General features: G+C 61.0%; 27 protein-coding genes. 11 read left to right on the top strand and 16 right to left on the bottom strand.

Annotated features, from left to right (window positions below):
* Nucleotides 1-770: DUF262 domain-containing protein (locus AEAC466_RS42010; RefSeq protein ID WP_035430450.1), on the bottom strand; the 770-nt coding region annotated here is incomplete at its 3' end.
* A gap of 407 nt (nt 771-1,177) precedes the next feature.
* Nucleotides 1,178-1,981: a sel1 repeat family protein gene (locus tag AEAC466_RS44010; RefSeq protein ID WP_023460007.1), complete on the bottom strand. Its 804-nt coding sequence runs from the start codon at nt 1,979-1,981 to the stop codon at nt 1,178-1,180.
* A gap of 167 nt (nt 1,982-2,148) precedes the next feature.
* Here AEAC466_RS44010 and AEAC466_RS42000 point away from each other — a divergent pair, with 167 nt between their 5' ends.
* From AEAC466_RS42000 to AEAC466_RS41985, 4 genes are all read left to right on the top strand, one after another.
* Nucleotides 2,149-4,191, top strand: coding sequence for a glycoside hydrolase family 43 protein (locus tag AEAC466_RS42000; protein ID WP_035430440.1), 2,043 nt, complete (start codon nt 2,149-2,151; stop codon nt 4,189-4,191).
* 163 nt (nt 4,192-4,354) lie between these two features.
* Nucleotides 4,355-4,816: a MarR family winged helix-turn-helix transcriptional regulator gene (locus AEAC466_RS41995; RefSeq protein WP_023460005.1), complete on the top strand. Its 462-nt coding sequence runs from the start codon at nt 4,355-4,357 to the stop codon at nt 4,814-4,816.
* A gap of 131 nt (nt 4,817-4,947) precedes the next feature.
* Nucleotides 4,948-5,673 (top strand): hypothetical protein, encoded by a 726-nt coding sequence (locus tag AEAC466_RS41990; RefSeq protein ID WP_023460004.1) that lies wholly within the window; start codon nt 4,948-4,950, stop codon nt 5,671-5,673.
* 2 nt (nt 5,674-5,675) lie between these two features.
* Nucleotides 5,676-6,551 (top strand): hypothetical protein, encoded by an 876-nt coding sequence (locus AEAC466_RS41985; RefSeq protein ID WP_023460003.1) that lies wholly within the window; start codon nt 5,676-5,678, stop codon nt 6,549-6,551.
* Between the two features lie 179 nt (nt 6,552-6,730).
* Here AEAC466_RS41985 and AEAC466_RS41980 read toward each other — a convergent pair whose 3' ends face one another.
* The 4 genes from AEAC466_RS41980 to AEAC466_RS41970 form a co-directional block, all read right to left on the bottom strand.
* Nucleotides 6,731-7,831 (bottom strand): acyltransferase family protein, encoded by a 1,101-nt coding sequence (locus AEAC466_RS41980; protein WP_023460002.1) that lies wholly within the window; start codon nt 7,829-7,831, stop codon nt 6,731-6,733.
* A 66-nt stretch (nt 7,832-7,897) separates the two neighbouring features.
* Nucleotides 7,898-8,491, bottom strand: a complete 594-nt coding sequence (locus AEAC466_RS41975; RefSeq protein WP_023460001.1) for a DUF6968 family protein — start codon at nt 8,489-8,491, stop codon at nt 7,898-7,900.
* Between the two features lie 76 nt (nt 8,492-8,567).
* The gene (locus AEAC466_RS0122925) at nt 8,568-9,452 is read right to left on the bottom strand and encodes an acyltransferase family protein (RefSeq protein ID WP_162148979.1); all 885 of its coding nucleotides are present in this window, start codon (nt 9,450-9,452) and stop codon (nt 8,568-8,570) included.
* Between the two features lie 230 nt (nt 9,453-9,682).
* Nucleotides 9,683-9,955: a hypothetical protein gene (locus AEAC466_RS41970; RefSeq protein ID WP_023459999.1), complete on the bottom strand. Its 273-nt coding sequence runs from the start codon at nt 9,953-9,955 to the stop codon at nt 9,683-9,685.
* An 800-nt stretch (nt 9,956-10,755) separates the two neighbouring features.
* Here AEAC466_RS41970 and AEAC466_RS44005 point away from each other — a divergent pair.
* Entirely contained in the window at nt 10,756-11,079 is a 324-nt protein-coding gene (locus AEAC466_RS44005) for an ankyrin repeat domain-containing protein (RefSeq protein ID WP_023459998.1), read from the top strand.
* Here AEAC466_RS44005 and AEAC466_RS41965 read toward each other — a convergent pair.
* From AEAC466_RS41965 to nhaA, 5 genes are all read right to left on the bottom strand, one after another.
* Nucleotides 11,061-12,212: an HAAS signaling domain-containing protein gene (locus tag AEAC466_RS41965; protein ID WP_023459997.1), complete on the bottom strand. Its 1,152-nt coding sequence runs from the start codon at nt 12,210-12,212 to the stop codon at nt 11,061-11,063. The two genes, AEAC466_RS44005 and AEAC466_RS41965, sit on opposite strands and share 19 nt — an antisense overlap.
* Before the next feature lie 61 nt (nt 12,213-12,273).
* Nucleotides 12,274-12,630, bottom strand: coding sequence for a PadR family transcriptional regulator (locus AEAC466_RS41960; RefSeq protein WP_023459996.1), 357 nt, complete (start codon nt 12,628-12,630; stop codon nt 12,274-12,276).
* Between the two features lie 132 nt (nt 12,631-12,762).
* Entirely contained in the window at nt 12,763-12,960 is a 198-nt protein-coding gene (locus tag AEAC466_RS41955; protein ID WP_023459995.1) for a hypothetical protein, read from the bottom strand.
* Between the two features lie 16 nt (nt 12,961-12,976).
* On the bottom strand, nt 12,977-13,633 hold the full coding sequence (locus AEAC466_RS41950; protein WP_023459994.1) for a hypothetical protein: 657 nt from the start codon (nt 13,631-13,633) through the stop codon (nt 12,977-12,979).
* 87 nt (nt 13,634-13,720) lie between these two features.
* The gene (gene nhaA / locus AEAC466_RS41945) at nt 13,721-14,890 is read right to left on the bottom strand and encodes a Na+/H+ antiporter NhaA (protein ID WP_023459993.1); all 1,170 of its coding nucleotides are present in this window, start codon (nt 14,888-14,890) and stop codon (nt 13,721-13,723) included.
* A 468-nt stretch (nt 14,891-15,358) separates the two neighbouring features.
* Here nhaA and AEAC466_RS41940 point away from each other — a divergent pair, with 468 nt between their 5' ends.
* Both AEAC466_RS41940 and AEAC466_RS41935 read left to right on the top strand, forming a co-directional pair.
* Complete coding sequence (locus AEAC466_RS41940; protein WP_023459992.1) at nt 15,359-17,323, top strand: AAA family ATPase; 1,965 nt, start codon at nt 15,359-15,361, stop codon at nt 17,321-17,323.
* Nucleotides 17,324-17,448: 125 nt separating this feature from the next.
* A complete protein-coding gene (locus AEAC466_RS41935) occupies nt 17,449-18,129 on the top strand; it encodes a hypothetical protein (protein ID WP_155913865.1) in 681 nt (226 codons plus the stop codon).
* Nucleotides 18,130-18,276: 147 nt separating this feature from the next.
* On the opposite strand, the gene AEAC466_RS41930 is transcribed toward AEAC466_RS41935, so the two are convergent.
* Nucleotides 18,277-19,176, bottom strand: a complete 900-nt coding sequence (locus AEAC466_RS41930; RefSeq protein WP_023459990.1) for an alpha/beta fold hydrolase — start codon at nt 19,174-19,176, stop codon at nt 18,277-18,279.
* A gap of 13 nt (nt 19,177-19,189) precedes the next feature.
* The gene (locus AEAC466_RS41925) at nt 19,190-19,822 is read right to left on the bottom strand and encodes a DUF2239 family protein (RefSeq protein ID WP_023459989.1); all 633 of its coding nucleotides are present in this window, start codon (nt 19,820-19,822) and stop codon (nt 19,190-19,192) included.
* Nucleotides 19,823-19,968: 146 nt separating this feature from the next.
* On the opposite strand from AEAC466_RS41925, the gene AEAC466_RS41920 reads away from it, so the two are divergent.
* Nucleotides 19,969-20,304: a GIY-YIG nuclease family protein gene (locus AEAC466_RS41920; RefSeq protein ID WP_023459988.1), complete on the top strand. Its 336-nt coding sequence runs from the start codon at nt 19,969-19,971 to the stop codon at nt 20,302-20,304.
* A gap of 12 nt (nt 20,305-20,316) precedes the next feature.
* On the opposite strand, the gene AEAC466_RS41915 is transcribed toward AEAC466_RS41920, so the two are convergent.
* Nucleotides 20,317-21,210 carry a LysR family transcriptional regulator gene (locus tag AEAC466_RS41915; RefSeq protein WP_023459987.1) on the bottom strand — a complete coding sequence of 298 codons (894 nt, stop codon included), beginning with the start codon at nt 21,208-21,210 and terminating at the stop codon, nt 20,317-20,319.
* Nucleotides 21,211-21,353: 143 nt separating this feature from the next.
* Here AEAC466_RS41915 and AEAC466_RS41910 point away from each other — a divergent pair, with 143 nt between their 5' ends.
* Nucleotides 21,354-22,865 (top strand): MFS transporter, encoded by a 1,512-nt coding sequence (locus tag AEAC466_RS41910; protein WP_023459986.1) that lies wholly within the window; start codon nt 21,354-21,356, stop codon nt 22,863-22,865.
* Nucleotides 22,866-23,136: 271 nt separating this feature from the next.
* Nucleotides 23,137-24,342: a TCR/Tet family MFS transporter gene (locus tag AEAC466_RS41905; RefSeq protein WP_023459985.1), complete on the top strand. Its 1,206-nt coding sequence runs from the start codon at nt 23,137-23,139 to the stop codon at nt 24,340-24,342.
* Between the two features lie 16 nt (nt 24,343-24,358).
* On the opposite strand, the gene AEAC466_RS41900 is transcribed toward AEAC466_RS41905, so the two are convergent.
* Together AEAC466_RS41900 and AEAC466_RS41895 are read right to left on the bottom strand one after the other, a co-directional pair.
* Nucleotides 24,359-24,613 carry a hypothetical protein gene (locus tag AEAC466_RS41900; protein ID WP_023459984.1) on the bottom strand — a complete coding sequence of 85 codons (255 nt, stop codon included), beginning with the start codon at nt 24,611-24,613 and terminating at the stop codon, nt 24,359-24,361.
* A gap of 111 nt (nt 24,614-24,724) precedes the next feature.
* Nucleotides 24,725-25,171: a response regulator gene (locus AEAC466_RS41895; RefSeq protein ID WP_235074360.1), complete on the bottom strand. Its 447-nt coding sequence runs from the start codon at nt 25,169-25,171 to the stop codon at nt 24,725-24,727.
* Nucleotides 25,172-25,472: 301 nt separating this feature from the next.
* Here AEAC466_RS41895 and AEAC466_RS41890 point away from each other — a divergent pair, with 301 nt between their 5' ends.
* The gene (locus AEAC466_RS41890) at nt 25,473-26,168 is read left to right on the top strand and encodes a hypothetical protein (protein ID WP_023459982.1); all 696 of its coding nucleotides are present in this window, start codon (nt 25,473-25,475) and stop codon (nt 26,166-26,168) included.
* Nucleotides 26,169-26,170 lie beyond the last annotated feature (2 nt).

The following is a 26,170-nucleotide window of genomic DNA, read 5'->3' as shown; positions in this document are numbered from 1 at the left end:
AGAACGGTGCCGGAGATGATTGAGCCCGCAATATCTGCCACGCATTGTTCATCCATGCTGTCGCGAAGATCCGTAGCGCGAAGAATGCCCTGCTGGCACCAAAAGACGCTATCCGCCTTAACATCATAACCGTGTTTAGTCATTGGCAGGTCGATGGAAATTTCCGGCATCATGCGAAGAGGCATAACCGATGGGGAACCATCCCCTCTTATTTTGCACGCCAACTCTCGAACCATGTCAGAAAACTCATTTTGGATCCCCGATTGCCGGCGCTCTTGCTCGCTCAATCGGTGCCCATAGGAGTTGATACGGTCGAAAACATCGTCAACCTCGTCGTCACTCGCTTTACGCATAATAGACAAGGCTAAGGTGTAGTCCAATAAGGTGGTCGCTTCAGCAGTTGTTATGACCTGCTCTTGCGAAAGAGGAGAAAAATCGCCAGCATCCCAACGAACCTTGGCAGTTGGAAAAGCTGAAATAAGAAAATAACGACCATCTACTAACGAAAACGTACCCTCGATAAATGATACGAGTGCATTCAGTCTTTGTAGGCCGTCTATGATTTCGTACCGCCCAGGATCTTCATCCTTTTCTGCTAACAATATTGCAGGAACAGGGTATTTTCTAAGAACAGATTCGACCAGTTTTTGCTTTTCTTCTAAAGTCCACACCAGCTTCCTTTGGTAACGACGATTAACGAACAGCCGCTCGTTGGAATACATTCCATAGATTGACTGAATCGAAGTCGGTTGAGATGCTAGTTCTGCCAATGCTGGCTCCATCTGTATGTTATTACGATTGCCGCGGCATCGGCGACACGTGAGTTAACCCTAGCATAAATTGGACGGCTGGTGGCAATAACCAGTGTCAATTTTGTCTTTTCTGCCGCGATACTGGTCAGAATTGTTTGACCCCAAACTGCCAATGAGTCGGCTTCGGCTCAAACGGGTCCGAGCAGCATCAGGTTTCACCGATTCAAAGAAACAGCCGGATAGCGCATCGGAGCCGAATTCACTTCCGCTTTTCGCAAAACGTTAACGGGCACGAGTCCGGTACGGGCCAATGGCGGACATCACGCAAAAAATTAGGTATTACAGCCGATCGCGTCGATTTGCGCTTCGGTGCTATTTCGCCTTCTGTTAAATGCCCGCCCCGTTATGTGCGTTTCCCCAAGCCTCTATTCGTACTCGTTTTCGGCCAGCCATTTGTGGGCGGCGGCCTTGCCTTCGGCGATCTGGGCGGGGGTCATGGTCTTTTCCAGCTGGGCCAGGGCGGCCGGATCGCCGCCGCCCATGGCGATGGCCATACGGTGCCATTGTTCCGCCTGAACCAGATCTTTTTGCGTACCGTTACCCACAGCGTAGTCGCCGGCGGTCACGCCCGCCGCATCCGCGTCGCCCGCCAGACCGGCCTTGCGCATCCAGACAAAGGCGTTTTGCCGGTCCGGCTTGCCGCCGATAGCGCCTTCGCCATAGAGCCCCGACAGGATGACCATAAATTTGGCGCTGCCATTTTCGGCCTTGAATTTTACGAAGTCGAGGGCGGTGGCCGGACGGCCAGAGAGCTGAAACGGACCGTTCTGGATATAGGGTTTGAAGTAGATGTCGTTGGCATAGGCGGCACAGGTCGGATAGGTCGCCGTCATGACGGCTTCCAGGCTGCGCAAGCTATCGGCCGACTTGCCTCCGACCTTCAGCTGCCCGGACGTCGATTGCATGCGCGAAAGGGCGTCCGTCAGATTGTTTTGAAGCTGGAGGTTTGTTGTGTTTGGCCAACTGGACGCGTTGACGGCGTCTTGCATCGCCTTTTTCAAGCCGCTCTCCACCCTGTCTGTGGAGGTGTCGAAGCCAAAAAAGATGCAAAAGGGCGACACGGCGCTAAAGTCGATTACGCGCACGGCCCAGTTATATTGCGCCGTTTCGGCATGGGCGGTCTGGACGGACAGGGCCGCGATGGCGGCGGTGATGAGCAGCGTTTTCATGATCCCCCCTCAGAATATCGAGTCAGGGCCCGGTTGAACCAGATGCCACTGATGGTGGCAAGGGGAAAAAACGACGCAGGGGGTACGCCTTCATTTCCAATTGTCTGACGTTTTGATTGCCTTTTGGCCGGGGGATGGCGATAAGGTAAAAAACAGGGAGAATTGCCATGAGAGTGTTCGTACTGGCGGCCGCCATCGCGCTGTCCGCTGTTTCGTCGATGTGCTTAGCCGCCGCGCCCGCAGCCGGCGACAGCCCGCGCACCTGGACCGCCGACAACGGCAATGGCACCTTTACCAATCCATTGTTTTACGACGAATTTTCCGACCCGGACGTGATCCATGTCGGCGACTATTTCTACATGACCGGCACCACCATGCATGCCATGCCGGGTTTGCCCATCCTGAGGTCGAAGGATCTGGTCAACTGGGAATTTGTCGCCTATGCGCTCGATACGCTCGACCTGGGGCCCGCCTACCGGCTGGAAAACGGCCAGAGCGTCTACGGCCAGGGGATATGGGCGCCGACCTTCCGTTACCATGACGGTGTCTTTTACATCTTTTCCAATGTCAACGGCCAGACGACCCAGGTTTTCACCGCCACCGATCCGAAGGGGCCGTGGACGCGCAAGGCGATGAAGCGGTCCTTGCACGACCTGTCGGTCTTGTTCGACGACGACGGTAAGGCCTACGTCATCTGGGGCTATCAGGGCATCCGCATGGCGCAACTGACGCCGGACATGACCGATATCGTGGCGGGGACAGAGCGCGAAATCATCCCGGCCGGGGCAGGCATGGGGGAGGGCGTCCACTTCTATAAGCTGAAGGGCAAGTATTTCATCACCAGCGCCTGGTACGAAGGGCGCATGCGTATGCCCGCCGCCCGTGCCGATCGGATCGAAGGCCCGTACGAGGTCAATCCGGCCATCAGCATTGATGAGGATTTCGGCCTGGCGCAAGGCTATCGTGAAAGCGGCAAGACGCCGCCCTTCACGATCAGCCCACCTAATCCACAACCCAATGGCCGCATGTCGCTGCATCAGGGCGGGGTGATCGAAACGCCCGCCGGTGAGTGGTGGGGCTTTTCGATGATGGACTATAATTCGGTCGGGCGGCTGACCAGCCTGTCGCCGATTACGTGGAAGGACGGATGGCCTTATTTCGGGCTGCCGGGCAATCTGGGGCGCACACCGCGCACCTGGGTCAAGCCCAAAACCGAGGCGGTGCAGCCGGTCCGGGTGCCCTATGTCCGCAATGACGATTTTTCGGGCAAGCAACTGATCCCTGTCTGGCAATGGAACCACGTGCCGGTGGCGGACAAATGGTCGCTGAGCGAACGGCCGGGGTATCTGCGGCTGCATAGTCTGGCGGCGGACAGTTTCTGGCAGGCGCGCAACACCCTGACGCAACGCGCCATCGGGCCGATGTCCACGCCGACCGCGGTGCTGGATGCGTCGCATCTGGCGGTGGGCGATGTGGCGGGGCTGGGGCTGCTCAATCAGCCCTATGCCTGGATCGGCGTGGAACGCGATGCGGGCGGGCTGAGCGTGGTCCAGTTCGACCAGCAGACGGGCGCTGCCGCGCGCGTCTCCACCACCGCCAAACGGATTTGGCTCAGGGCCGATTGCGATTTCATGAGCGAAACGGCGCGGTTCAGCTATTCGATCGATGGGCGGACGTTTACGCCGTTGGGCGCATCTTTCACCATGGTATTCCAGCTCAAGACGTTCCAGGGCGTGCGCTACAGTTTGTTTGCCTATAACGCGGCGGGCAAGCCGGGCGGATATGCCGATTTCGACGCCTTTAGCGTCGATCAGCCGCATCCGCACGGGTTGATGCGGCCGATCCCCTATGGGCGGTCGATCCGTCTGAGCGGGTTCGGCGCGACAACGGGCATGGGGATAGCGGATGGCAAGCCGTCCGATGTCACTGTGGTCGATATGGGGCTGGGGCGGGTGGCGCTCAAAAGCGGGGACCGGTATGTGAGCGTCGCCACCGACGGCCCGGTTGCGCTGAGCGACGGGCCGCCGGGCGTGGCCCAGAGCTTTCAGTGGATTGAAACGCCCACGGGCGAACTGGTGCTGATGTCGCTCGTGACCAACCGCTTCCTACGCATCGATCCGGTCAGCCATGTCGTCACCGCCGCCAGTCCGGGGCCGCAATCGGACGCCAAGGACGGGGTGCGCTTCGTCTGGACGGCCGTGGGCGGATAGGCGTGCGCGTGTAAGGGGCCGTATTCAGGCCGGTATGGATGCGGCCGCAAGGTCGAGTTCCCTTGCTGGATTAGTGAAAATAGATAAAACCCTGATAATAACTGATTTGTAATTGGAATCGCCTGCTGGCAAATAGTAGCTTCCCTACGAAGGATTTGTTTTGATGCCCCAAGATTCGCTTACTCTCGACGAATACATGCCCTACCGGCTGGCCGTGGCTTCAAACGCGGTCAGCACACTGATTGCGACAGCCTATGAGAGTCTGTACGGGCTCAAAATCCCGGAATGGCGGCTGATCTTCATTCTGCGCGAAGACGGTCCGTCCACGCAGCAGGCGCTGGTCAAGCGCGGTGGCATGGATAAGGTGACGATTTCGCGCGCGGCCCAGAGCCTGGCCAAACGCCGCCTGATCACGCGCGCCCCGCACGAACATGACGGCCGGTCGCACCACCTGATTCTGACCCATGAGGGCGAGCGGCTGTATGCCGATGTCGCTCCGGCGGCGGCGGAATACGAAAAGATCATGCTGGCCGATTTTTCGCCGGAAGAGGTGACGCAGTTCAAGAAGCTGCTGCGCCGTGTCGAAGACGCCGCGCTCAAGGCGCAAAATGGCGTCGAAGGCTGATCTTTCCGGCGCGGGTTCGCAATTTAGCCGTTGTGCGCTTCCCTCGGGTTTGGCAATCTGTTAACCTTTCGGCTTGTTAACCTTTCGGCGGGTCATCCGGCAGGGTTGCCATATTGGGGGAGGGTTTCAAAATGCATGACGGTTTTGACGCGCCCACTCAGGCGCCGAGCGACTTCCCCAGCGATCCCATCTTCTATCATGACCTGCCGCTGATCGGCGCGGTGATTCTCATCGTCATCATGGTGGCGGTCGGATTGATGGTGTACCGCGCCACGCGCAAGCGGCAGTGGGACGGCTTTTTCGCCCATGTGAAAAGTGTTCGGTTGGTCGAAATGGCGTCGCGCCGGGCCATGGATCGCGCCTATGAAACCCCCGGCACCCTGACGCCCGATGTCATCGGCCTGATCGACAGCTTGACCGGCAAGTCGCGCGAGTGCGGCAAGGCGATCCGCGAAATGTCCTCGGCCCTCGATAAGGCGCTGTCCGGCGTGAAGGAGGTCGATGCCCCGCCGGGCGCCGGCGCGATCGGCGTTGGCGACAACAATTCCGGCACCATCATCAATATCGCCGTCAGCAACGTGCCCAACGGACATTTAGCCCCCGGTGTGGTGGCGTCCGCTGTCCCTGGAGGCGCAGTGGGCCAGGTCGCGCCAGCCCCCGCTGTCTCGCCACCCGCCGCCTTGCCGCCGCAACTCAGCCATGCCGCCAACATGTACGTGGCGCTCAACGCCCTTCATGACGAATGGAAAAGCACGCGCACCATGGCCGGCGCCTTGGAAGACGCGCGTAACCAGTTGATCGATCAGCCCGCCTGGACGCCGCCGCCGCGTCCCACCGACACGCCGGTAAGAGCCTGATCATGGTCCTTTGGTTTTCCGAGCCCGATTTCGATGGCACCTTCCATGACGCGCCTCAGGATCCGTATTATTCGGACCTGGATGTGTCCTATATCGATCCGATCTACATCTATATCGGCATCGGTCTGTTCGTCGCCATTGTGGTTGCTGCCCTGATCGGGGCCTATATCGGCCGTAACAATGCGCAGCAGCGGCTCGATCTGGCGAAGAAGCGGTCGGTGGACGCCATCTATGACAGCATCCGGCACAAGCTGGACCTGGCGCTGAAATCGCGCGGGCTTCAGATTATCGAGCGCGCTGCTCAGGTCCAGGAAGAAGTGCACAACCGCCTGGGGCACGTCATCGCCCTGGTCGACAAGCCGGGCAAGACGGTGGCCGCGCTGGAAAAGGCGCTGCCGGCGCCGGAAGCGCCAAAGCCTCCGGAGCACAAGCCCGCCAAGGTCAAGGTGCCGATGTCGGCCGAAGAACAGATGATCGCCGTCTGGGAAGCGCTCAATCGTTTCCGCGTCTTCTGGGCCGACGAAGCCCACGTGAAGGGGATGATCCGCGCCGCTCAGGAAGAACTGGCGCGCGCCGATTCGGCCCTCTATGTCCGGCAACTGGAAGCGCAATATATGCCCGGACCGCAGGGTAAGCCGTGGCGGCCGCCGTCGCCCTTTGGCAAAAAGACAGGCCCGGCTGCTGTGGTGGCCGCAGCCCTCAACGACGCCGATAAGGCAGGCAGCGCGCCGCTTCCCGCCGCCGCCGAACCGGTGCCTCAGCCTGACGCCGAGGCTGCACCCGATGCTGTGACGCCTCTACCACCGCCGCCTCCGCCGCCCGCACCCAAGCCGGGGCGCAAGAAACTACCGGCGCACAAGCGCAATATGCTGGCTTAATACCCATGTGCGCGGTTTAGAACCGCTTCATTGGTATTCGCTGTTTCAGCTCAGACGCCGCATGGCTCGCCGCATAAGCGGCGGCGGGCAGTCGCCCTTTACCATACGTCATGGCCAAAACGTCATGAGTTGAAGGTCATGAGTTTTGGTATAACTCGCTTTCCGAAACGCGTAAGGGCTTATGCCCACCTGCCACGCCGGAGAAGCCGGTCGCGTGCGGCCATAAAGGGGCGCTCGACGGCGACGTAGAGCAGGCTGGCGACGGCGATGCTGGTGACATAGTAGATGGCAACCTGTGACCAGCCGGTCATCCAGGCCTTTGGCAGGAACAGGGTATCGAGGTGGACGACCATCTTGTGCGACAGATAGAGGCTGTAGGAGATGGCGGCGATATAGCCGATGCCGCTCCACCGCGCCGGTTTGACGAAGCGTTCGCTGTCCAGAATGGCCGATAGCACAAGCGCCACGCCCAGCGAAAACAGCGGGTAAAAGACGACACTGCCCGTCTCAGACAGGATGACGCCGTCGATCTGGTTGAGATAGCCGGTGATGCCCAGACAGACTATGCCCAGCGGCAGGGTGATGACCGGTCGGGCATAGCGGGTCCAGGCATCGGCATAGAACAGGCGCACCGCCGCCAGACACACCCCCATGAGCAGGCCATCGAGGCGGGTATAGGTGGGGTAATAGATCGAGGTGAAAAAGCTGACGGGTTCGCCACTCGTCGCTGTCCAGTCCGACCACAGGACATGACGCAAAACCATGCCGCCGATCAGGACGGCGACGGCCGCCACGACCGCCGGCCATGGCGTGCGAAAGCGCCTGAGGACCAGGACAAGCGCGGGTAAGACCAGATAGAAATGTTCTTCGACACACAGGGACCAGGCGTGGGTGAAGGTGCCGAAAGTCTTGGCATCGAGGCCGAGATTGAGCGTGAAGGTGAGGTAGCGCCACAGCGGCGACATCGCCTCGCGTTCACGCAGGATCGGAAACAGGGCGTAGAGCGTCAGGATCAGCCAAAAGACCGGCAGGATGCGAAACGCGCGTTTGATGTAGAAGACGCGCAGGTCCGGTGCGGTGCCGCCCGCGACGGGGCGCAGGAGTTCCGAGCCGATGAGAAAGCCGCTGAGGACGAAGAAGACATCGACGCCCAGCCAGCCAAAATCCTTGATGTGCTGAAACAGCGGCGGGTAATCGACCGCGGGAAAATGCCAGCTCATGACCAGTAATATGGCCAATCCGCGCAATATATCCGGCCCGACGGCCCGCTCGGTTTTCATGCGACTCACCCCTTTGGGCGAGGCTAGACCGGCGGTGGTGCGAAGGGAAGGTGGGGCGATATCGCGCTATCTGTCCGCCGTGTCGTAGGCGGGCGGCATGCCGGCGTTGCGGCAGACCGCTTCGTAATATCTCTGGTACGCATTCATGCCATCCAGGAGATTGGATAGTCTTTTTCGGGCCAGCGCATTGACGGGTATCTGGTCGGCGATCCGGGTGAGGTTTTCGATGAGCCGATACGCCTGTTCACCCGGCAGGGCGATGAAGGGAAACCTCAGGTCGGGCATGGCCAGCACGCAAATGTCGCCTGGCTCGCAGAGCAGATCGGCCTTTTCATGGTCGTTGAAGACGGGGCGTTCGCCCGGTCCATGAGGCAGGCACAGGTCGCGACGGCCCAGATAGGTCAGATGTCCCGCCTGATACTCGGCGGAGGCATAGAGGCGGTGGCCGACGGCCATAAGGGCGAGATGCAGGGCTTGCACGCCGTCTAGGCCACGGGCGAAGAGTGTCGAACCGCGGCCTATGCCGGATATGCGGTAGTGACAGTCATACGTGTCGGCCCCATTCAGGCTTGGCGCCCAGATGAAGATGTCGACATGACGGTCGTCCTTCAGGTCGAACCGGCGGGTGACGATGGCGTCGGCAATATCGAGTTCTGGCATGTCTCCCCCCTGGCGACGGTACAGGTGCTTTATGCCATAGGATAGGCGATCACGCGATAGATGGCGAGGCGCGCTGTCAGGCCGTGTTGCGAACGACGCGTGTGTGCCGTATCCGCCGCCGCGACGTCAGGCGCAGCCAGGGCCGCAAGCGCTTGAACGGGTTCGACCGGTGGAACAGGCCGTCTTCTAGCCGTCGCACATAGGGTTTGAGCGCCGCCATGTGGCGCTCCAGGAAATGATAGGAAGCGGCCGCCGCCAATAGCGTCAGGGGCAGGCTGATCAGGGCGTTGATCCACCAGGTGTGCGCCCAGGCCTGGCTCGCGACCGCCTGCTGGATCGGGAAGCTGTAGAGATAGATGCCATAGGAATAGTCGCCCGTTTTCAGTATCTTCGGCAGTTGCGGCGTCAACAGGCCGATATAGACGGTCAGATAGGCGGCCGGCAGCGGCACGAGCGAGATGCCGCCCGGCAGTTCGAGCAACAACACCGTGGCGATCAGCGCGGCCAAGGCCAGCGACCCGTGGAAGGGGATGCGGCGACGATGAATGTACAACGCTGCGCCGACGAGGAAGCACAGGCTCAGTTGCGGGCCCAAGATGTCCTCATTGGGGAGGCTGTCGAGAAAGGGCAGGAAAAGGATAAGTTGCAAGCCTGCGATCAAGGCCGTCAAGACGTGACCGCCGAACGCGTTGCGCGTCATCAGCACCAGAACCAAAATCACATAACAGGCCAGTTCGAACGGCAGCGTCCAGAGGGACAGATTGACCATGTCCGGACACGGGTTGTTAGCGAACACACCGGGCAGTTCGAAGTGAAGCCAGCCGTTGCCGTCGCTGACCAGGACCGAATGCCACAAGGCAATATTCAATGAAAGGATGATCCGTAACCAGACGAAACCGGTCGGACGTGTCGCCACGTCATCAAACCGGCACGCAATGGTTGCCAAGGTGTTTTGTCTCACGGCCGCCGCCCCTAAGATATGTCGGCGGCATCATTACACCTTTAAGGTGAAGAAATTGGTTATTAAATCAAGCTCATGATTCGATTTCGTTAAATTTAGAATAGTTTTCAAAAAAGACTATTTTGCCAAACGTAGACTTGCGTAAAAAAGCAGCGTGCAAAAAATGCAATTTTTCCGGCTTTGACTCTAACAATGCAGGATTGTGGTCGCGCCCGTGCCCCCCGAACGGCTTACCCGCGCGGGATTACGCGCGACCGGATCGACAGGGCTTCGAACGGACCTTCGAATGGGCGGCGTTCGACCGTGACGCTAAAGCCGTTGAAGGGCGTCTCGCCGTCTTCGGTGAGTTGCGGCAGAAAGCCGTAATTCTTGGACCGGCACAGGCCTTCGTAGCGACGCATGTCGCGCAGGAATTCAATGGCCGTGTCATACTGGTCCAAAGCGAAGGTGTAATGGCCGGGAATAGCGTTGCTGATCCGGCTATAGGCGTCTTGATACGACATGATGGGGCTCCTCAGATGCGGCCAGACTAGGGATTCGGTTATCAGAAATCGATGAGGAATGCCCGTGTTTGGTATTATATTGCCGATCTGCTTTCACAAGCTGGAAAAACTGTGGCAGGCAACAATCGGTAGATTGTCACGTGAAAAAGCAAGGGAACATAGAGGAGATTTTGCGACCAGCGCTGTTACATCCTACTATCACCCCGACTTCGTATTTAAATCAGTTGGGCAATCTCCGTCGGGTGTTACGACTGGCGTGTTACGAGAGGGTTATTATGGCGTATTTGGAAGTCGTGACGCAGTAACGGATATCCAGATTGAAATGATTACAAACGACTGTAATGTTTAGGTAATCTAATGAAAATACTTATCCTCGCCTTGTTGGCAGTTTCAGCAGCAGGTTGTTACAAAAAAGACGTGACAACCGGAAACGACGAGGCTCAAATGATTTTTTCCAAGGTCAACTTCGCCGTCGAGCGCAGCTCAGAAAGGAATGCGGACTTCCGACGTGCGCTAGTTCGGAGTGCGACATCCAGGCAGATACGAGGGGGACCTGTAGGGGTGGGACCTGGCCTCGAAGGGGCTCCGACTTACCAAGTTGCGATTGTTGGCACATGCCAAAATGCGGTACAGGAAGTTGAGGCGCTTGTACGAGATAGCCTTCCGGAGGCTGGTGAAAGAGATGCAGTAGTGAAAGCTTATCTCAGTTCCGCCAAATGTGTTCCGGGGTAACGTGCAAATACGTTGTCTGCGCAGAGACGAATAAGCGGAAGGCCCGCCGTCGAGGCGTGCCCTGGCCCGTGCTGCTGCCTCTGGCACCGAATGAGCGTTGGCCATTGGACGGGTCCGATGGCACGACCCTTCTGTTCCGCGCCGCGTCCGACGGCACACCGGATTTTATCCAGTACCTGATCGACCGCGGGGCGAATGTGAACGCGAAAAATGAGCAGGGCGCTACGCCGCTATTTTACGCCGATGTCAGTGAGGACAATATGCTGGTCCTGCTTAAGGCGGGCGCCGACCCGACCGTCAGGAGATCGGGCTGGTCCGTTTCCGAAATCGCGGCGGAGCGTGGTTATGCTCGCGTACAGGCCTGGCTGGCGGCTCAGCATCCGCCCCAGTAACGCGGGGCGCCGCTGATCAGTTCCCACAGGCCGCCCAGGGCGCGGCACAGGCCGATGAAGGCGAACAGGACAAGGAAGACCGTGGCGGCCAGTTCGAGCGGGATCGGCATGGGGTGTTCGAAGAAGGCCGAAATCCGGGTGAGCAGGGCGGGGCCGCTGTCGATGTGCACGGCGGCCGCGATGGGGGAGGCGGTCCACACCCAGGCCGCCAGTCCGAGCTCCGACAGGCCGATGGCCATGTCGAACAGGCCGCGCACCCGCACGCCGCGCGGATAGGTCAGGACGACGGCGCCAAAGGCGGCCAGGACCAGGAAATAGGCCAGTACCGGCCAGTAGAGCGCGGCCTTAAGCGCCGGATAGTCCACCTGGGCCAGCGCGCCGGGATCGACGTGCATGGCGGCGTAATCGACGGGGATGGGCGTCAGTCCGAAGCTGAGCACACCCGTCCACCACAGGATGAAGACGACGGCGATGACGATGGCGGCGACGCCCCGGCTGGCGGACGATTGCCGATAGGTCCAGGCGAAGGGGCGATAGTCATAGGCGTAGTCATAGCTGTGGTCGCGGCGATCGGCACGGCGGTCGCGGTGGGTTTTGGGAGCCAGCCATTCGCTGACGTCGGTCCAGTCCCAGGCGGCAAAGTCGAGGAAACGCAGGTCGCGCACGCGCCAGGTGTTAAAATAGTCGATGGTGATGCCCTTGCGTTCGATGATCCACGCCGCCACGGTGGCGAAGCCGATCAGGGTCATCATGCCGGTAATGCCGGAGCCGATGGCGGTGCCTAAGGCTTCGCCCGGATTGGCCCCGCCGATGACGCGGCCGAAGAAGACCAGAACGGAAATCGCCACCTCAAGGATCACGGCGAAGCGCACCGCGAAGATCCAGTAGGGGTAGAGGGCCGTGCCCACGCTATATTGCGGTTCATCGCGATAGCGCGCCGCCACGACGATGGGGTGGCCGAATTCACGCAGCAGCGCTTCGGTTTCGTCCGGGGTGAGCGACCGCCCCAGCTCGCTTTCGCGCGCTTCGATCCGTGTCAGGATTTCGTCGCGCAATTCGGCGATAATATCTTCGCGTTTTGCGCGCGGCAATAACCGCGACACCGCCCGCAGATAGTCTTCCAACATGTCCATCTGAGCCTCCTGCCCACTCAATGTTTTAGGTTTTTCCGCCTATCGCCTTCAATTTTTTGGGTTAAATTGAAGGCGCGTCGCCCGGGCTTCCCGTAATCTTTTCCAGCGATGCGCTGATCGCCCGCCATTCCTGAACCAGCCGCGCCAACATGATCTCGCCGGCGGGCGACAGGACGTAAAACCGCTTCTTGCGCTTTTCCTCTTCGCGCCATTCGCTGACCAGAAGCCCCTGAGATTCCAGCCGCCGCAGCAACGGATAGAGGGTGCTTTCCTCCATATCCAAGCCGTCGTCGGCCAGGGCCTGACGCAGGGTGTAGCCGTAGCGTTCCACACGCAGACGGGCCAGAACGGCCAGGCTGAGCGAGCCACGCCGCAGCTCGGCGCGCAGGCTTTCGTAGAGGTCGCTCTCAGACTCCATGATACTTGGTCCCGTATAGTGTGTTACATACACTGTATATCGCACAGTATGCATATCGGCGCGGGCCCTGTCAAGCGGCCTATTTCAAGCGCCCCCCTGTCAAGCGCCCCCATGTCAAGCGTGGGCGATTAGCTATTGAACGGAATAGGCCGCTAGGGGGGGGCAGAGGCCCTTGGGCATCCAGTCGTGTACCAGGGTGGTGGGCGGGCTGTCCTTACGGTGCAGAATAAGCGCAAACCCGTGCCGCGTTTCGGTTCCCGTGGCCATCAGCAACATGGCGGGGCCTTCGCGGATGATCAGGCTGCTGCCCGCGCCTTTTGCCGTCTGCACGCTTTTTTTTGCGCCCTTAGTTGATAACCACGCCTTTGACTTGGACGACGCCGTTCACGGGGGTGAAGCTTATCCTGACGTCGTGGCGCACCTCGCAATAGGCGGTGGACCATATCTCCGTCCAGCGGCCATCGTCCTTGGGCGCCTGTTCTACCTTCGTGTTGTAGACAATCGGAACCATATCGCATGTGTCACGGGTTGGTGTCGCGCGCCGCACCTTTTGAACCAGATTGAAGGCGATCATGTCGGCGTCTTGCCGGGCTTGCTGAGATGCGATCGTTGTGCCGTCCGTCGAAAAAGCCATATTCGGCAGAAGGTTATTGCGGTCGTGCCAGGCCGTGAAATTTAAACGATGGGATTTCCCGCATCCGGTCACGTCAACCCGTTCGGCGACGATGATCTGGACGTCCTCAGGCTTGCTGGCCATGCGTTCCTTCGAGAAAAAATCGACGGACGTGTGGTAGTTGGGATCGGAAATGATGTCGTAACCGGCCGACCTATATGTCACATCGGGGCATTCACCAAAAATGTATTTGCGCCGGACCGTGATGCCGTCAAGGCTCAAATAGCTTTCGAATTTTTGCTTATAATAGTCTTGCCCGGTTTCACCCACCAATACGGCGGGGCGGTCGCTCAGCCCAAGCAAGGTGACCGCAAAAATAGCCCCAATCATCTTATCCCCTTACCCTAAAAAAGACACATCCATAGATAGAGTATATTGGAACGGCCCTCAATAGTCGTGCCTTATTTTTGGGAGGAGCTATTCCGCTTTCGGACCCTTGACGGCGCGCAGCAGCAGATAGCCGATGACGCCGGAAAGGGTGGAGCCGATCAGCACGCCGATCTTCACCTCGTCCTGAAGCACGGGCGCGGTGGCGAAGGCCAGGCCGCCGATAAACAGGCTCATGGTGAAGCCGATGCCGGTCAGTATGGCCAGGCCGTAGAGTTGCAGCCAGCCCGTGTCCTTTGGCATCCGGGCCAGGCCGGTCTTGATGGCCAGGGTCGAGGCGGCGAACACGCCCAACTGCTTGCCCACGAATAGGCCTAAGCCCACGCCCAGAGGCACGGGGTCGAGCAGGCTTTCCGGCTTGAACCCGCCCAGGGCGACACCGGCATTGGCAAAGCCGAATATGGGTACGATCAGGAAGGCGACCGGCTTATGCAGGGCGTGTTCCAGCCGGATCAGGGGCGAATGGTGGTCATCGCCCGCCGCCTTATGGGTATTCAGCGGAATGAACAGTGCCACGGCCACGCCGGCCAGGGTGGCGTGGATGCCGGATTTGAAGGTGAAAAACCAGATGACGGCCCCGACCAGCAGGTAGAGCCAGACCGCCTTGACCTTCAGACGGTTGAACACGAACAGAACCAGCAACCCGGCGAGCGCGGCGCCCAGCATGAGCAGATTGAGCTGCGCCGTGTAGAACAGGGCGATGATGATGACGGCCGCCAGATCGTCGATAATGGCGAGCGCGGTCAGGAATATCTTCAAAGAGGCGGGCACGCGCGAGCCCAGCAGGGCCAGGACGCCGAGCGCAAAGGCGATGTCGGTTGCCGCCGGTATGGCCCAGCCCTTGACGCTTTCGGGGTGGGACAGGTTGAACAGCAGATAGACGCCCGCCGGCACGACGACGCCGCCCAGGGCCGCGATGCCGGGCAGGGCGCGTTGCGACCAGGTGGCCAGTTCGCCGGTCAGGACTTCGCGTTTGATTTCCAGGCCGACGAGCAGGAAGAAGATCGCCATCAGGCCGTCATTGATCCAGTGCAGCACGCTGAGGCCGCCGACATACAGGTGGAGCGTGTGGAAATAGGTGTCGGCCAGGGGCGAATTGGCGACCACGAGGGCGACGACCGCGACCGCCATAAGCACTATACCGCCCGCCGCTTCGCTGCTCAGAAAATCGGTGGTCATGGAAAGTGTCTTTTTCAGCATGGTCTGGCCTTAATCTATATGCCCCCGTCTTACTTTAGAGGTGTCCGGGTTGGCGCGGCAAGTCTTTTCGGTACGGTAGCGGGGGGCGGGTGTGGCCATCATGCCACGCTTGGTTGTGTTTGGGTTGCATTGGGGCTTGCCGCCTTGCGTCTGGTTTCAAAATTAACTATAGCCCGCATCGTGCCGCGCCAATCGCGGCCATATGGAGAGTATGGATTGATAGGATCGAATAGCTGCCGGGGCATGAAGCCCGCCGCGATCCTGCCTTTCGTCTAAGCGCCCGTCCGGCGCCGCGGCGGGGCGGGAACGCCACCACCGCACGCGCGCCAGACCGTACACTTATGAGGCGGCTGACTGCCGGCCCACAGGTGCGGTCCCGTGCTCAGGTTCCCAAACATATGAATAGCCCCACGTCAGACGTGCGCCGCCGTGCGTGCGTCTGCGTCAAGCCAATACGAAGATACGACAATGAACGAACACTCGATCGTCCGGAGCGTCATGCTCCGCATCGCACGCGACATCGCGCCAAAATCTGTACCGGCAAACCAACTGATAGCGTGGGCCGGGCTCAATGCTCAGTGGGTGTTGGGGGACGAGACCATCGCGGACAAGAAGCCGGGCTGGAAGACCTTCCTGGCCAGCCTTGAGGCCGCGCCGGCAAACAACGCGCCGCGCCCGGCTGTGCTTGAGCTGGCCGACGAACTGGGGCGGCTGCTGCATTTCGCGCCGTTCGATGCGCGTTTGCTGACCCTGATGATCGCCTGCGACCGGCTGCCGCGTCTGGCCGACCTTCTGTGCGTGATGGGGCCGCATGTGCGCGACCTGCCGGCGGTGCTGGGTGAACTGGCCGGCGCCGATGCGGCCGATGCCGCGCGCCACGTCCGGCGCAGCGAGGTTTTGAAGCTGGGGCTGGTCGCCTTTTCGGCCCGGACGCGACATGACGGGCCCATCGATATCCGCTGGCCGCTGGCGCGTGTGCTCGACCGCGATCCGGCGCCCGAGACGCTGGGCGAAGCCCTGACCGGTCCGCGCCAGGAGACGCGCCTCGATCTGAGCGACTTTGCCCATGTCGCTGACGTACCGTTCTTGGTCCGGCTTCTGGACGGCGCCAAACGCGAAAGCGCGCCCGGGGTGAATATCCTCATCCATGGACCGCCCGGCACGGGCAAGACCGAGCTGGCGCGCGTCCTGGCGGCGGCGGCGGGATGTCCGCTGCATGCCGTGGGCGAAGCCGATGACGACGGCGAAGAACCGACGCGCCACGACCGCGTCCTGGCGTTTCAGTTGGCGCAACGTGTGCTAGGCGACCGCAGCGGGGCCGTTGTCCTGTTCGATGAGATGGAGGACCTGATCGGCGGTGTGCGTCGCTCGGAGGGGGACTGGTTCTCCGGACGCGAAGGCAGCAAGGTGTTTCTCAACCGTCTCCTCGAAACCAATGCGGCCCCGGTTATCTGGGTGACCAATGCCGTGGGCAATCTCGACCCGGCCATATTGCGCCGGATGAGCTTTATCCTGCGGCTCGACCTGCCGCCGCGCCGGGTGGCGCACCGTATTCTGGCGCGTATTGCCGGGGATGAGGGCGGCCAGCCCGGCGCGGCTATCGGTCAATTGGTCGATCAGGCCCCGGAAACGGCCAGCGTTCTGCGCGTCGCCATGCGGGCGGGGCGGCTGGCGGGCGAAGGGGATTGCGGCGCCCGCGCGGCGACATCGTTGGTGCGCGCCTTGCGCCGTGGGGAGTTGCCTCCGGAAGGGCCGGGGGCGCTCGACCTGACGCTTTACGAAGCCGACCGGCCGCTCGATGCCCTGTTCGGGGCGTTTGGAAACCTGGAGGCGCTTGACGTATCCCTGCTGCTGACCGGACCGCCGGGCACGGGCAAGACGGCCCTGGCCCACCATCTGGCGCATATCCTCGACCGGCCGCTATTGGTGCGACGGGCGTCAGATCTATTGTCCAAATGGGTCGGGGAAACCGAACAACAGATCGCCGAGGCGTTCCAGGAGGCGCGGCGTCAGGGCGGCGTGCTCCTGTTCGACGAAGCGGATTCGTTGTTGTTCGACCGCACGCGGGCGCGCACGTCATGGGAGGTGGGCCAGGTGAACGAGATGCTGACCTGGCTTGACCGGCACCCGTTGCCGGTCGTGGCGGCGACCAACCATCCAGGGCAACTGGACCCGGCGACGCTGCGCCGGTTTGTGTTCAAGCTCGACCTGCGGCCCCTGGGGCCGGAGCGTCTGCGGCGCGCCTTTGAACGTTTCTTCGGCATGGCGGCCCCGGCGGGGCTTACCGCCTTGCGCAACCTCACGCCCGGTGATTTCGCAGTGGTGGCGCGCCAACTACGTCACGTCCCGGCGGCGGACGCCCAGGCGATACTGGAGCGCCTGCGCGAAGAGAGCCGCGTCAAACCGGAGACGGGGGTGAAGATCGGTTTTTGATCTGGGGACAGATTGTTGCAATCAGGAGCGTAAGGCGCGTCTGTAATTCATCAATTGCGTATCGTATTTTTGCAAGTTCAGGTAAGTTTTTGTGATCTGGCAGGATTTGGGTAATGAGGATGCTTATGAAATTCGCAATTTGTAGTTCTTCAATCGACTGGGCTGCAACAGGCACTATGCTGCAAGGCATTGGCACCATCGGAGGTGTCGTTGCCGTTGTGTGGGCAGCAAACAAGGGCGCAGACACGTTTAATGCTTGGCGCAGGCAGAAAGTGGCAGAGCGCAGGTTAGATCAGGCGGAGCGAATTCTAACAGCGGCATACAAGGGGCGGCGTGCACTGGCGGAAGTACGTCATGCAATGATATCCGAGCACGAACTACTCGCTGCTGGAGAGCAGATGAAAGAAAAGGAAGGTTGGGCAGCGCAGACAGCTCCGCGACAAAAGCGGTTGGTGACTGCCCAGGCTTTTTACAACAGGATTAATCGCACTAAGGAGGAACGCGAGGCGCTTGACCAGTGTCTTCCAATGGCTCGTGCGCTATTTAGTGAGAATTTAGAGCAGGCCATTGAGAAGTTGATCCATCAATTTCGGGTCGTGCAGGTGGATGTGGAATGCTATGTGGACTACGAGGGCACAGATGCTGAGTTTACGAAAAAACTAAAGCGTGGAATGTATGCGCTCAAGCCCCCAGCGGGTGAGGTAAACGAAGTCACTGACGCAATGGAAGTCGCCGTGGCTACGATTGAAAGGATTTGTTTGCCAGTGTTACGCTTGGAGGCCTCACCCGAGGGCGGTCGAACATAGGCTTGTTCGGGGGCGAAGATCCCAAATTTCAGGGTTTTTAGCGCTGTTAACCCTCACATATCCTCGTCGTTTGGCGCCAGTAGCATGCGACAAGACGAGCTGTGGCAACCTGCCAACTCGCTCCCTCAAACGCCCGCGAGTGTCTATTCAGCCTGTCGCTGCCCGGCGCGCCGTTCGGTCAATCGCCTCGGCAACCTGTCGATACAGAGCCGGCGGCAAATCATGGCCCATGCCGTCGATCACCATAAGTTCGGCGTTCGGGATCGCGGCGGCGGTATCCTGACCGCAGGCGGGCGGGAAGAGCGGGTCCTCCGCGCCGTGGATGACCAGGGTTGGCGCCGTGACGGTTGCCAGACGTGCCCGCCGGTCGCCCGTCACGGCCATTGCGCCGACCTGGCGCCCGGTGCCGCCGGGATCGTAGGCGCGAGCGACCTCTTCCAGAACGAGACGGCGATGCGCCGCATCGTCAAAGGGTTGGCCTGTGCCGGCGATACGGCGCGCGAAGGCCAGGCTATGCGACAGGAATCCGGCCTCGTCCGCGAAGGGATCGGGCGCGGGGCGCATCATCATGGCCATGGCGTCCGGCGCGGCCTGGGGCAGGGCCGGATTGCCGGTGCTCGACATGATCGACGTCAGGGACAGCACGCGATCCGGATACTCGCTCGCCATAATCTGTGCGATCATCCCGCCCATTGAGCGCCCGACGACATGCGCCCGGTCAATAGCCAGACCGTCGAGCAGGCCGATGGCATCCGCGGCCATGTCGTGGAGCGTATAGGGCACGTCTGGTCGCTTGCCCGCCATCAGTGACGCCGCCAGCGCGCCGAAATCCAGGGGCGGGCAATGGCGGAAATGGGTCGAGCCGCCCGTGTCGCGGTTATCGAAACGGATCACGCGATAGCCCCGTGCCGCCAATTCTTGGCAGAACGGCTCCGTCCAGCGGATCCTCTGGGTGCCCAATCCGGCGATCAGCAGAATGGGTTGGGCGTCCGCCTGGCCGAAACTGTCATAGGCCAGATCGATGCCGTTGGTTGTCGTGATCGTCATGGGTGTATGTCTTTCAATCGCCGCTGTGCGGGGTGGCCAGGCGCAGGACGTGCGACCGGACGTCTTCCGGCCAATCGGCTATGCAGTGCTGAAGCTTTGGGCGATCGTCGGCGAAAAGGGCGCGCGTCGCCTCCTCATAGCCCGGAAAATCACCGGCGATGGCCAGCATGAACTGATAGGCGGCGTCCTGGGCGGCCCGTTTTTGTTGCCGCGTCCCGCCATTTCGCCGCGCCTCATCCACCAGCCGCCTCAGGACGGCGGAGGCCCCACCGGGCTGAGCGGCCAGCCATTCCCATTGCCGCGGCAGCAGCGTGATTTCGCGCGCGACGACACCGAGCCTAGGCCGTCCCCGGCCTCTCGGTTCGGAGGTCTCATCCATTTTTTCGGGGGTGGTCGCCGTGTCCGGCCGATAGCGCCCGGCGACCGTCTGAGGCGCCTGGGACAACCGCTCGACGATGTCGGCCTTGGTCCCCCTCAGGTCGAGATCGACGACGCCGCCCGTCGCATCGTCAAAGACGAGGATCGTGCGTGGTGTGCCGCTTTCGGTCGCGGTTTTAACGGCCAGCGCCACGTCGACAAGCGGGCCGGACAGCAGCCGTTTATGGCCGTCAAAGGCCGTGCAGGGTTTGGAAACGAGGGTGGACACGCGGTTTAGACCTTTGGTTGATGCCGATTAATACCCGGATAAAATACTTGCGTCAATATTACCCGTGTAATATTAGGAGCGGGCGGTCTTTTGGCCGCCGAGGCGATATCCATCGCAGCGCAAACGGGTTGAAAAGGTATGGCGACATGAAGGGCGAAGCGCGCAAGGCGGCCGTGGCGGCTTACAAGGAACGCAAGGTCGTGGGCGGCGTTTATGCGGTGCGCTGTGCGGCGTCCGGTGAAATTTGGGTGGGGCAATGGGCCGACATCGCGACGATCCAGACCCGGTTGTGGTTCGAGCTTCGGCGAGGGACACATCTTAGAAAGGACCTGCTCGAGGCCTGGAACAACCATGGCGAGGCACAATTCAGCTTCGAGGTTCTGGAAACGCTCGACGACGACACGTCGCCATATATGCGCGCCTCGGCTTTGAAGGATTTGGCGGCCCATTGGCGGGACAAATTGCAGGCCAGCCCCATCTGATGTCGGGTCTATTCAGGTCTTGCGAAACAACGTTTCCGTCATGTGGTCGATAAATACGCGCAAGCGGGGCGAGACGAGACGGTTGGATGGCCACAGAATGCTGAATTGCCCGGGCTCGGCCAAATAGCCGTCAAGCACCGTGCGAAGCAGGCCGGCGTCCACGGCCTCGCGCGCCAGGAAGTCCGGCATATAGGCGATGCCTAACCCGGAAATCGCCGCCCCACGCAAGGCCTCCATGTTGTTGCAGGTCAAGGGCGATGGACGCCGGAAGGGATCGACCCCATCCGCCTGCGTGAGCTGCCACGTCTGGAGCTTGCCCGACGTCGGGAAACGAAAGCGCAGGCAATCGTGCATTTCCAGATCGCGTGGCGATTGCGGGATGCCGTGGCGCTCCAGATAGGCGGGGGCTGCGCACAGGACGAAGCAGAAGGGCCCGAGGCGTCGCGACATCAGGCTTGAATCCGTCAGGGGGCCGCTGCGGATCACGGCATCCAGCCCGTCTTCGACCACATCGACGAGACGATCATTGAAGTCGATGTCCAGTTCGATGTCGGGATAGCGTTGCCGAAACGCCGGGATTATGGGCAGCAGGAAGCGGTAGCCAATCGTCGGTACGCTGACGCGGAGCCGACCGCGTGGCGTGCCCGTCGCCTCCGACACCATGGCCTCGGCATCGCGCAGGTCGTCGAGAATACGGCGGCAGCGCGCGTAGAAGGCCGCCCCTTCCTCGGTCAGCGACACGCGTCTGGTCGTGCGGTGAAGGAGCCGCGCGCCGACCGTGTCCTCCAATTTCGCTATGCTTTTGCCGACCGCGGAGGCGGATATACCGAGCGCGCGGCCAGCGGCCACGAAACTCAGATGCTCGGCTGCCTGCACGAAGGCCATTATGCCGCTCAAACTGTCCATGTCCTTATATTGAAGACTTTTTCTCCGTAATCAAGGGAAGCGCGGGTCGTTTATCGTCGTCCTATTCCGCGATATGTCCGGCGTGCGGCGGGATTTAAGTCTCTGCGTCGCTTTTTCCGCAGCCAGCCAAAGAGAGATCCGGCATGCCCCCTGCCAGAGTTGACACCCAAACCGGCAAGGTGCCGATCCTGATGGCGGTCTGCCTGGCGGCGCTTGTGCTGCCCCTCAGTTTTTCAGGCGGCGCGGTGGCGACACCGGCCATTGGTGCGGATCTCGGCGGCAGCCCGTCGGCGCTGAATTGGATCACCAATGCCTTCATGCTTACCTTCGGCAGTTCGCTCATGGCGGCCGGGGCGTTGGCCGACCAGTTCGGCCGCAAACGGCTTTTCGTGACGGGTATCGTCGCGTTCGCGGTTGTTTCGCTTGCCTTGAGTTTTGCCCCCTCCATCCTTGTCCTCGACCTCCTGCGCGCGGTACAAGGCTTTGCGGCGGCGGCCGCGCTCGCCGGCGGAACGGCGGGGCTGGCGCAAGCCTTCGAGGGGCCGGCGCGGACGCGGGCGTTCAGCCTTCTGGGCACAACCTTCGGCCTGGGGCTGGCCTTCGGTCCGCTTCTGGCCGGTTTTCTGATCGCGTCCTTTGGCTGGCGGGCGATATTTCTGTCGGGAACGGTCATAGGCGTGCTTTCGCTGCTTCTGACCGCCGGGGGCATGGGGGAGAGCCGCGACCCTGACGCAACCGGCCTCGACCGTTCCGGCGCACTGACCTTCACGGCCATGCTGACGCTTTTCACCTATGGCGTCATCGAAGCGCCGGAGGTCGGGTGGCGCCATCCGATTGTCGTGGCCTCGCTGATCGGTGCGGCCGCCATGTTGGCTGCGTTCATCGTCATCGAAACACGGTCGGCGCGGCCGATGCTCGACCTGTCTCTTTTTCGCTATCCCCGCTTTGTCGGCGTGCAGGTTCTGCCCATTGCCACCTGCTATTGCTATGTCGTCCTACTGGTCCTGCTGCCACTGCGCTTCATCGGCGTCGGCGGACTTGATGAGATTGGTGCGGGCCTGCGGCTGATTGCCCTGTCCGCGCCGATGCTGGTCGTGCCGCTTTTGGCCTCTTACCTTGTTCGCTGGGTTTCGGCGGGCATTTTGTCCGGCGCCGGCCTTTTACTGGCGGCTGTCGGGCTGTTCTGGCTCGGCCGTGTCGATCCGGCGTCCAATGGCGCGGCCGTGGTCCTTCCGATGCTTGTCATCGGCATTGGAACGGGTCTGCCCTGGGGGCTTATGGATGGGCTTTCCGTAAGCGTGGTGCCTAAGGAACGCGCCGGCATGGCGACCGGAATTTTCAGTACGACGCGGGTGGCGGGCGAAGGCGTCGCGCTGGTTATCGTCAATGCCATCCTGTCCAGCCTGACAAAAGCGCGGCTATCGGCCCTGACCTCCCAGCCGGGCGATGAATTGGCGGTGGCTTCGCAAAGATTGGCGATAGGCGATGTGCGCGGGGCCTCCGCCGTCTTGCCCAGGCTCACCGCATCCCAATTCCACGACAGCTATTTCGTCGCCTTTCAGCAGTTGAGCAACGGGCTCGTTATCATCACCGTCATGTCAGCGATCATCATTTTCGTTCTGCTAGGATGGCGGGATAGGCGCGCCGGGCCGTGATGCGGGATGCGGTTTTCAAAAAGACTTGCCGTGCATTGTCATGTGGCGTAAGGGGCGGTTATCGCGAAAAGCGACTGCTTCCCTTGAGCTGCCCGTTGGCGGAGTAAACAGGTGGACGAATTTACGTCCAGGCGGTCAAGCACACCCACCCATGCGCGAAAGCCATGGCTGGCCAGCGTTCTCCAAGCACAGCCCGCCTGACATCCGTCAGGCTAACCGCAAGCCGTTGGCGTCCGTGTGGCGTCGGCGCTTGCCTTGACCGGGACACGCCATGCGCAAACCTCTTGTCGTTATCTTTACCGCCATTGTCCTCGATGCCGTTGGCATCGGCCTCATCTTTCCCATTCTGCCGTCCCTGTTGCGGGACGTCACCCACGCCGCCAATGTCGCCGCCTATATCGGCGTCATGACCGCCCTTTATGCGGTGATGCAATTCCTCTTCGCCCCCGTGCTGGGGGCGCTTAGCGACCGGATCGGCCGCCGCCCGGTGCTTCTGATCTCGCTGGCGGGAGCGGCGGTCAACTACCTGTTCCTGGCGTTCGCGCCCCATCTCTGGATGCTGTTTCTGGGGCGGGCCATCGCCGGTCTGACCAGCGCCAACATGTCCGTGGCGGCGGCCTATGTCACCGACGTGTCGCCCGAAGACACGCGCGCCCGCCGTTTCGGGCTGATCAACGCCATGTTCGGCATGGGGTTCATAATCGGGCCGGTCCTGGGGGGATTGCTCGGCGACCAGTGGGTGCGGCTGCCCTTTATTGCGGCGGCGGTCCTCAATGGCGGCAATCTGTTGCTGGCGCTCTTTTTGTTGCCCGAATCCCGCGTCCCAAGCCGTGAGCTGGCCGCTCAGCCCTTCGATCTGGCGGCGCTCAATCCGTTCCGGCCGCTGCGTTGGGCGTTGTCGATGACGGGCCTGTTGCCGCTTATCCTCGTCTTCTTTGTCTTCAGCGCCACGGGCGAAGCCTATGGCACCAGCTGGGCCCTGTGGGGCAGCGATGTCTTCCACTGGAACGGGCTGTGGATCGGCCTGTCACTGGGGACGTTCGGTGTCTGCCAGACCTTGGCCCAGGCCGTATTGCCGGGGCTGGCGGTGTCGCGTCTGGGCGAACGCGTAACCATACTGACCGGCGTGGCCGGGACATGTGTGGCCTTGCTGGTCATGGCGTTTGCCAGGCAGGGCTGGATGGTGTTTGCGGTCATGCCGGTTTTCGCCATGGGCGGCATCGGTATGCCGGCCTTGCAGGCCCTGGCCAGCCGTCAGGTCAGCGACGCGCAGCAGGGCCAGTTTCAGGGCGTGCTGGCTTCGGTGGTGAGCCTGGCCTCCATCGTCGCGCCGCTGGTCTTTTCCAGCGTCTATTTTGTCGTCCGCAGCCGATGGCCGGGCGCGATCTGGCTATCGGTCATTGCCGTCTATGTGATCGGTGCCGGCCTGGTGGCCGGTTTGCGGTTCGGGCCGCGACAGGCGGAGCCGCTACAATGAGGGGAGCTTCGCGGGCCTATTCTCCGCGCCACCGCCAGCCGCCGTCGGTCGTCTTTGCACAGATGATCCCCAATATCACGGAGGAGATCACGATGACGACCAAGGTTGCGACGGTGAAAATCGCGGGGTTGGGAATGATCATGGGCAGTCCTGCGCCGGCGCCAATGACGACCAGCAGGTACACCAGCAGAACAACCCAGCCTTGCCAAGCTATGGGCAGCCCGGAACCATATCCATAGCGCTTAGGCCGAAACCAAGGTTTTGAAGGCATGACGCCTGTCCCCGTTGCTCAATATTCCGGATCGCTGTCGCACGCTTTCGCGTAGGTGCAATCGCGATGTTAGATGCGACGCAGTATAACGGAGGCGGCATCCTTGCGCAATCAGGCGAGGGGGGCTGAGTTGACCCGGAACGCCTCGACCAATCCGTTGACCTGTTCGATGTCCAACGGCTTGACCAGATGGACATCGAAGCCGGCGGCCCGGGTGTCATCGCGCGATTCGGGACTGCTCCACGCCGTTTGTGCAATGATCAGGCATCGCCCCAGGCTGTCGTCGGCGCGAATGTGCCGGCAGGCATCCAGGCCGTCCATGACCGGCATGGCGAGGTCCATAAGAATGACATCCGGTTTGAATGTCTTCGCCATCGCGACCGCTTCGGCACCATTGAAGCAGCTTCTGACCTCATGGCCATAGTCTTCCATGGCCCAGCCAAGCGTGGTGGCGGAGGCTTCGTTGTCGTCCACCACCAGGACACGCGACCTGCGGACGGGACGTTGTAAGGGGAGGCCGCCCGCACCGGGTTGGCCGGAGGGGGGGCGAGGAGACAATAGTTCTAACCCTGTGTGACGCATCTCAAATACCGTTGTTATATTTTGCAATAGTTATGACATAGTTCACGTAAAGGTAAAGCAAAAAGTGCGAAAATATGGCTTTAAATCAAATATATAGGAAAATTTTGCGTGTTTTGTAGGTCTTTGCAAATCTTTGCAAATCCTTGCAATATAATCACAGGTGGCGAAGCGCAGTGCGGCCCCGCAGCCGTGGGTGGAAAAAGTTCCATTTAGGCAATGACTTTAATTATATCGTTGTTATATTTCAGTGAACGGGTCATTCAAGGAAGGCATCTAAATGGATCGGCGCATATTTCTATCCGGCCTGACGGCCCTGATTGCGACGTCGGCGCGGGCGGACGACGCCGCGGCGGTGGCCGCCATCCAGTCGGCGGTCGAACAGATCGTCGCTCAGTTCATGGTGAGCGCGGGCGATCTGGTGAAAGGGTTCGCCACGCCCAAGGTTGTGGTGTCGTTTACCCCGGAACTGTCCTGGATCACGCCGGACGGCACCGAGGTGCATACGGCGGCGTGGGTGCAGTGCCCGCCTGATTTTCAGGGCTTCATCGCCTCGCTGCTGGGGCCGATTCCTCCGATGGCGCCGGGTCTGTTCTTTGGCGAAGTTTTCAACGCCTTTCTGGTGCCGCATGAGATGTCTCACTTCGTGGACGCCAAGCGCAACACTCTGCGTAACGGGGGGCGGCTGTATGACGGCGAAGTCCACGCCAACCGTGTGGCCGTGGCGTTCTGGCTGGGCCAGCCCGGCGGGCGGGCGCGTATCGAACGCCTGATGGCGGCGGTGGCGGTGGTCGAATCGAATCTGCCCAATCCCGTGCCGGATGGCCAGGACCGGATCGCCTATTTCCAGGACAATTACGAAAAGCTGGGGAGCAATCCCGCCGCCTACGGATGGTATCAGTTCCGCATGTTCCTCGATGCGTGGGCCTTGCGCGACGAAAAGGATTTCAAGGCCTTGCTGGCTCAGGGTGCTTAAGG

The organism is Asticcacaulis sp. AC466 (genome assembly GCF_000495815.1).
Classification (GTDB): Bacteria; Pseudomonadota; Alphaproteobacteria; order Caulobacterales; family Caulobacteraceae; genus Asticcacaulis.
Note: the sequence above shows the minus strand (reverse complement) of the source record. Positions and strands in the feature narration are given on the sequence as shown.

Excerpts from the sequence above, each read along its gene's own strand:
- AEAC466_RS44010 (WP_023460007.1), bottom strand. The coding sequence starts at position 1,981 with ATGAAAACGCTGCTCATCACCGCCGCCATCGCGGCCCTGTCCGTCCAG.
- AEAC466_RS42000 (WP_035430440.1), top strand. The coding sequence starts at position 2,149 with ATGAGAGTGTTCGTACTGGCGGCCGCCATCGCGCTGTCCGCTGTTTCG.
- AEAC466_RS41995 (WP_023460005.1), top strand. The coding sequence starts at position 4,355 with ATGCCCCAAGATTCGCTTACTCTCGACGAATACATGCCCTACCGGCTG.
- AEAC466_RS41990 (WP_023460004.1), top strand. The coding sequence starts at position 4,948 with ATGCATGACGGTTTTGACGCGCCCACTCAGGCGCCGAGCGACTTCCCC.
- AEAC466_RS41985 (WP_023460003.1), top strand. The coding sequence starts at position 5,676 with ATGGTCCTTTGGTTTTCCGAGCCCGATTTCGATGGCACCTTCCATGAC.
- AEAC466_RS41980 (WP_023460002.1), bottom strand. The coding sequence starts at position 7,831 with ATGAAAACCGAGCGGGCCGTCGGGCCGGATATATTGCGCGGATTGGCC.
- AEAC466_RS41975 (WP_023460001.1), bottom strand. The coding sequence starts at position 8,491 with ATGCCAGAACTCGATATTGCCGACGCCATCGTCACCCGCCGGTTCGAC.
- AEAC466_RS41970 (WP_023459999.1), bottom strand. The coding sequence starts at position 9,955 with ATGTCGTATCAAGACGCCTATAGCCGGATCAGCAACGCTATTCCCGGC.
- AEAC466_RS41965 (WP_023459997.1), bottom strand. The coding sequence starts at position 12,212 with ATGGACATGTTGGAAGACTATCTGCGGGCGGTGTCGCGGTTATTGCCG.
- AEAC466_RS41960 (WP_023459996.1), bottom strand. The coding sequence starts at position 12,630 with ATGGAGTCTGAGAGCGACCTCTACGAAAGCCTGCGCGCCGAGCTGCGG.
- AEAC466_RS41950 (WP_023459994.1), bottom strand. The coding sequence starts at position 13,633 with ATGATTGGGGCTATTTTTGCGGTCACCTTGCTTGGGCTGAGCGACCGC.
- nhaA (WP_023459993.1), bottom strand. The coding sequence starts at position 14,890 with ATGCTGAAAAAGACACTTTCCATGACCACCGATTTTCTGAGCAGCGAA.
- AEAC466_RS41940 (WP_023459992.1), top strand. The coding sequence starts at position 15,359 with ATGAACGAACACTCGATCGTCCGGAGCGTCATGCTCCGCATCGCACGC.
- AEAC466_RS41935 (WP_155913865.1), top strand. The coding sequence starts at position 17,449 with ATGAAATTCGCAATTTGTAGTTCTTCAATCGACTGGGCTGCAACAGGC.
- AEAC466_RS41930 (WP_023459990.1), bottom strand. The coding sequence starts at position 19,176 with ATGACGATCACGACAACCAACGGCATCGATCTGGCCTATGACAGTTTC.
- AEAC466_RS41920 (WP_023459988.1), top strand. The coding sequence starts at position 19,969 with ATGAAGGGCGAAGCGCGCAAGGCGGCCGTGGCGGCTTACAAGGAACGC.
- AEAC466_RS41915 (WP_023459987.1), bottom strand. The coding sequence starts at position 21,210 with ATGGACAGTTTGAGCGGCATAATGGCCTTCGTGCAGGCAGCCGAGCAT.
- AEAC466_RS41910 (WP_023459986.1), top strand. The coding sequence starts at position 21,354 with ATGCCCCCTGCCAGAGTTGACACCCAAACCGGCAAGGTGCCGATCCTG.
- AEAC466_RS41905 (WP_023459985.1), top strand. The coding sequence starts at position 23,137 with ATGCGCAAACCTCTTGTCGTTATCTTTACCGCCATTGTCCTCGATGCC.
- AEAC466_RS41900 (WP_023459984.1), bottom strand. The coding sequence starts at position 24,613 with ATGCCTTCAAAACCTTGGTTTCGGCCTAAGCGCTATGGATATGGTTCC.
- AEAC466_RS41890 (WP_023459982.1), top strand. The coding sequence starts at position 25,473 with ATGGATCGGCGCATATTTCTATCCGGCCTGACGGCCCTGATTGCGACG.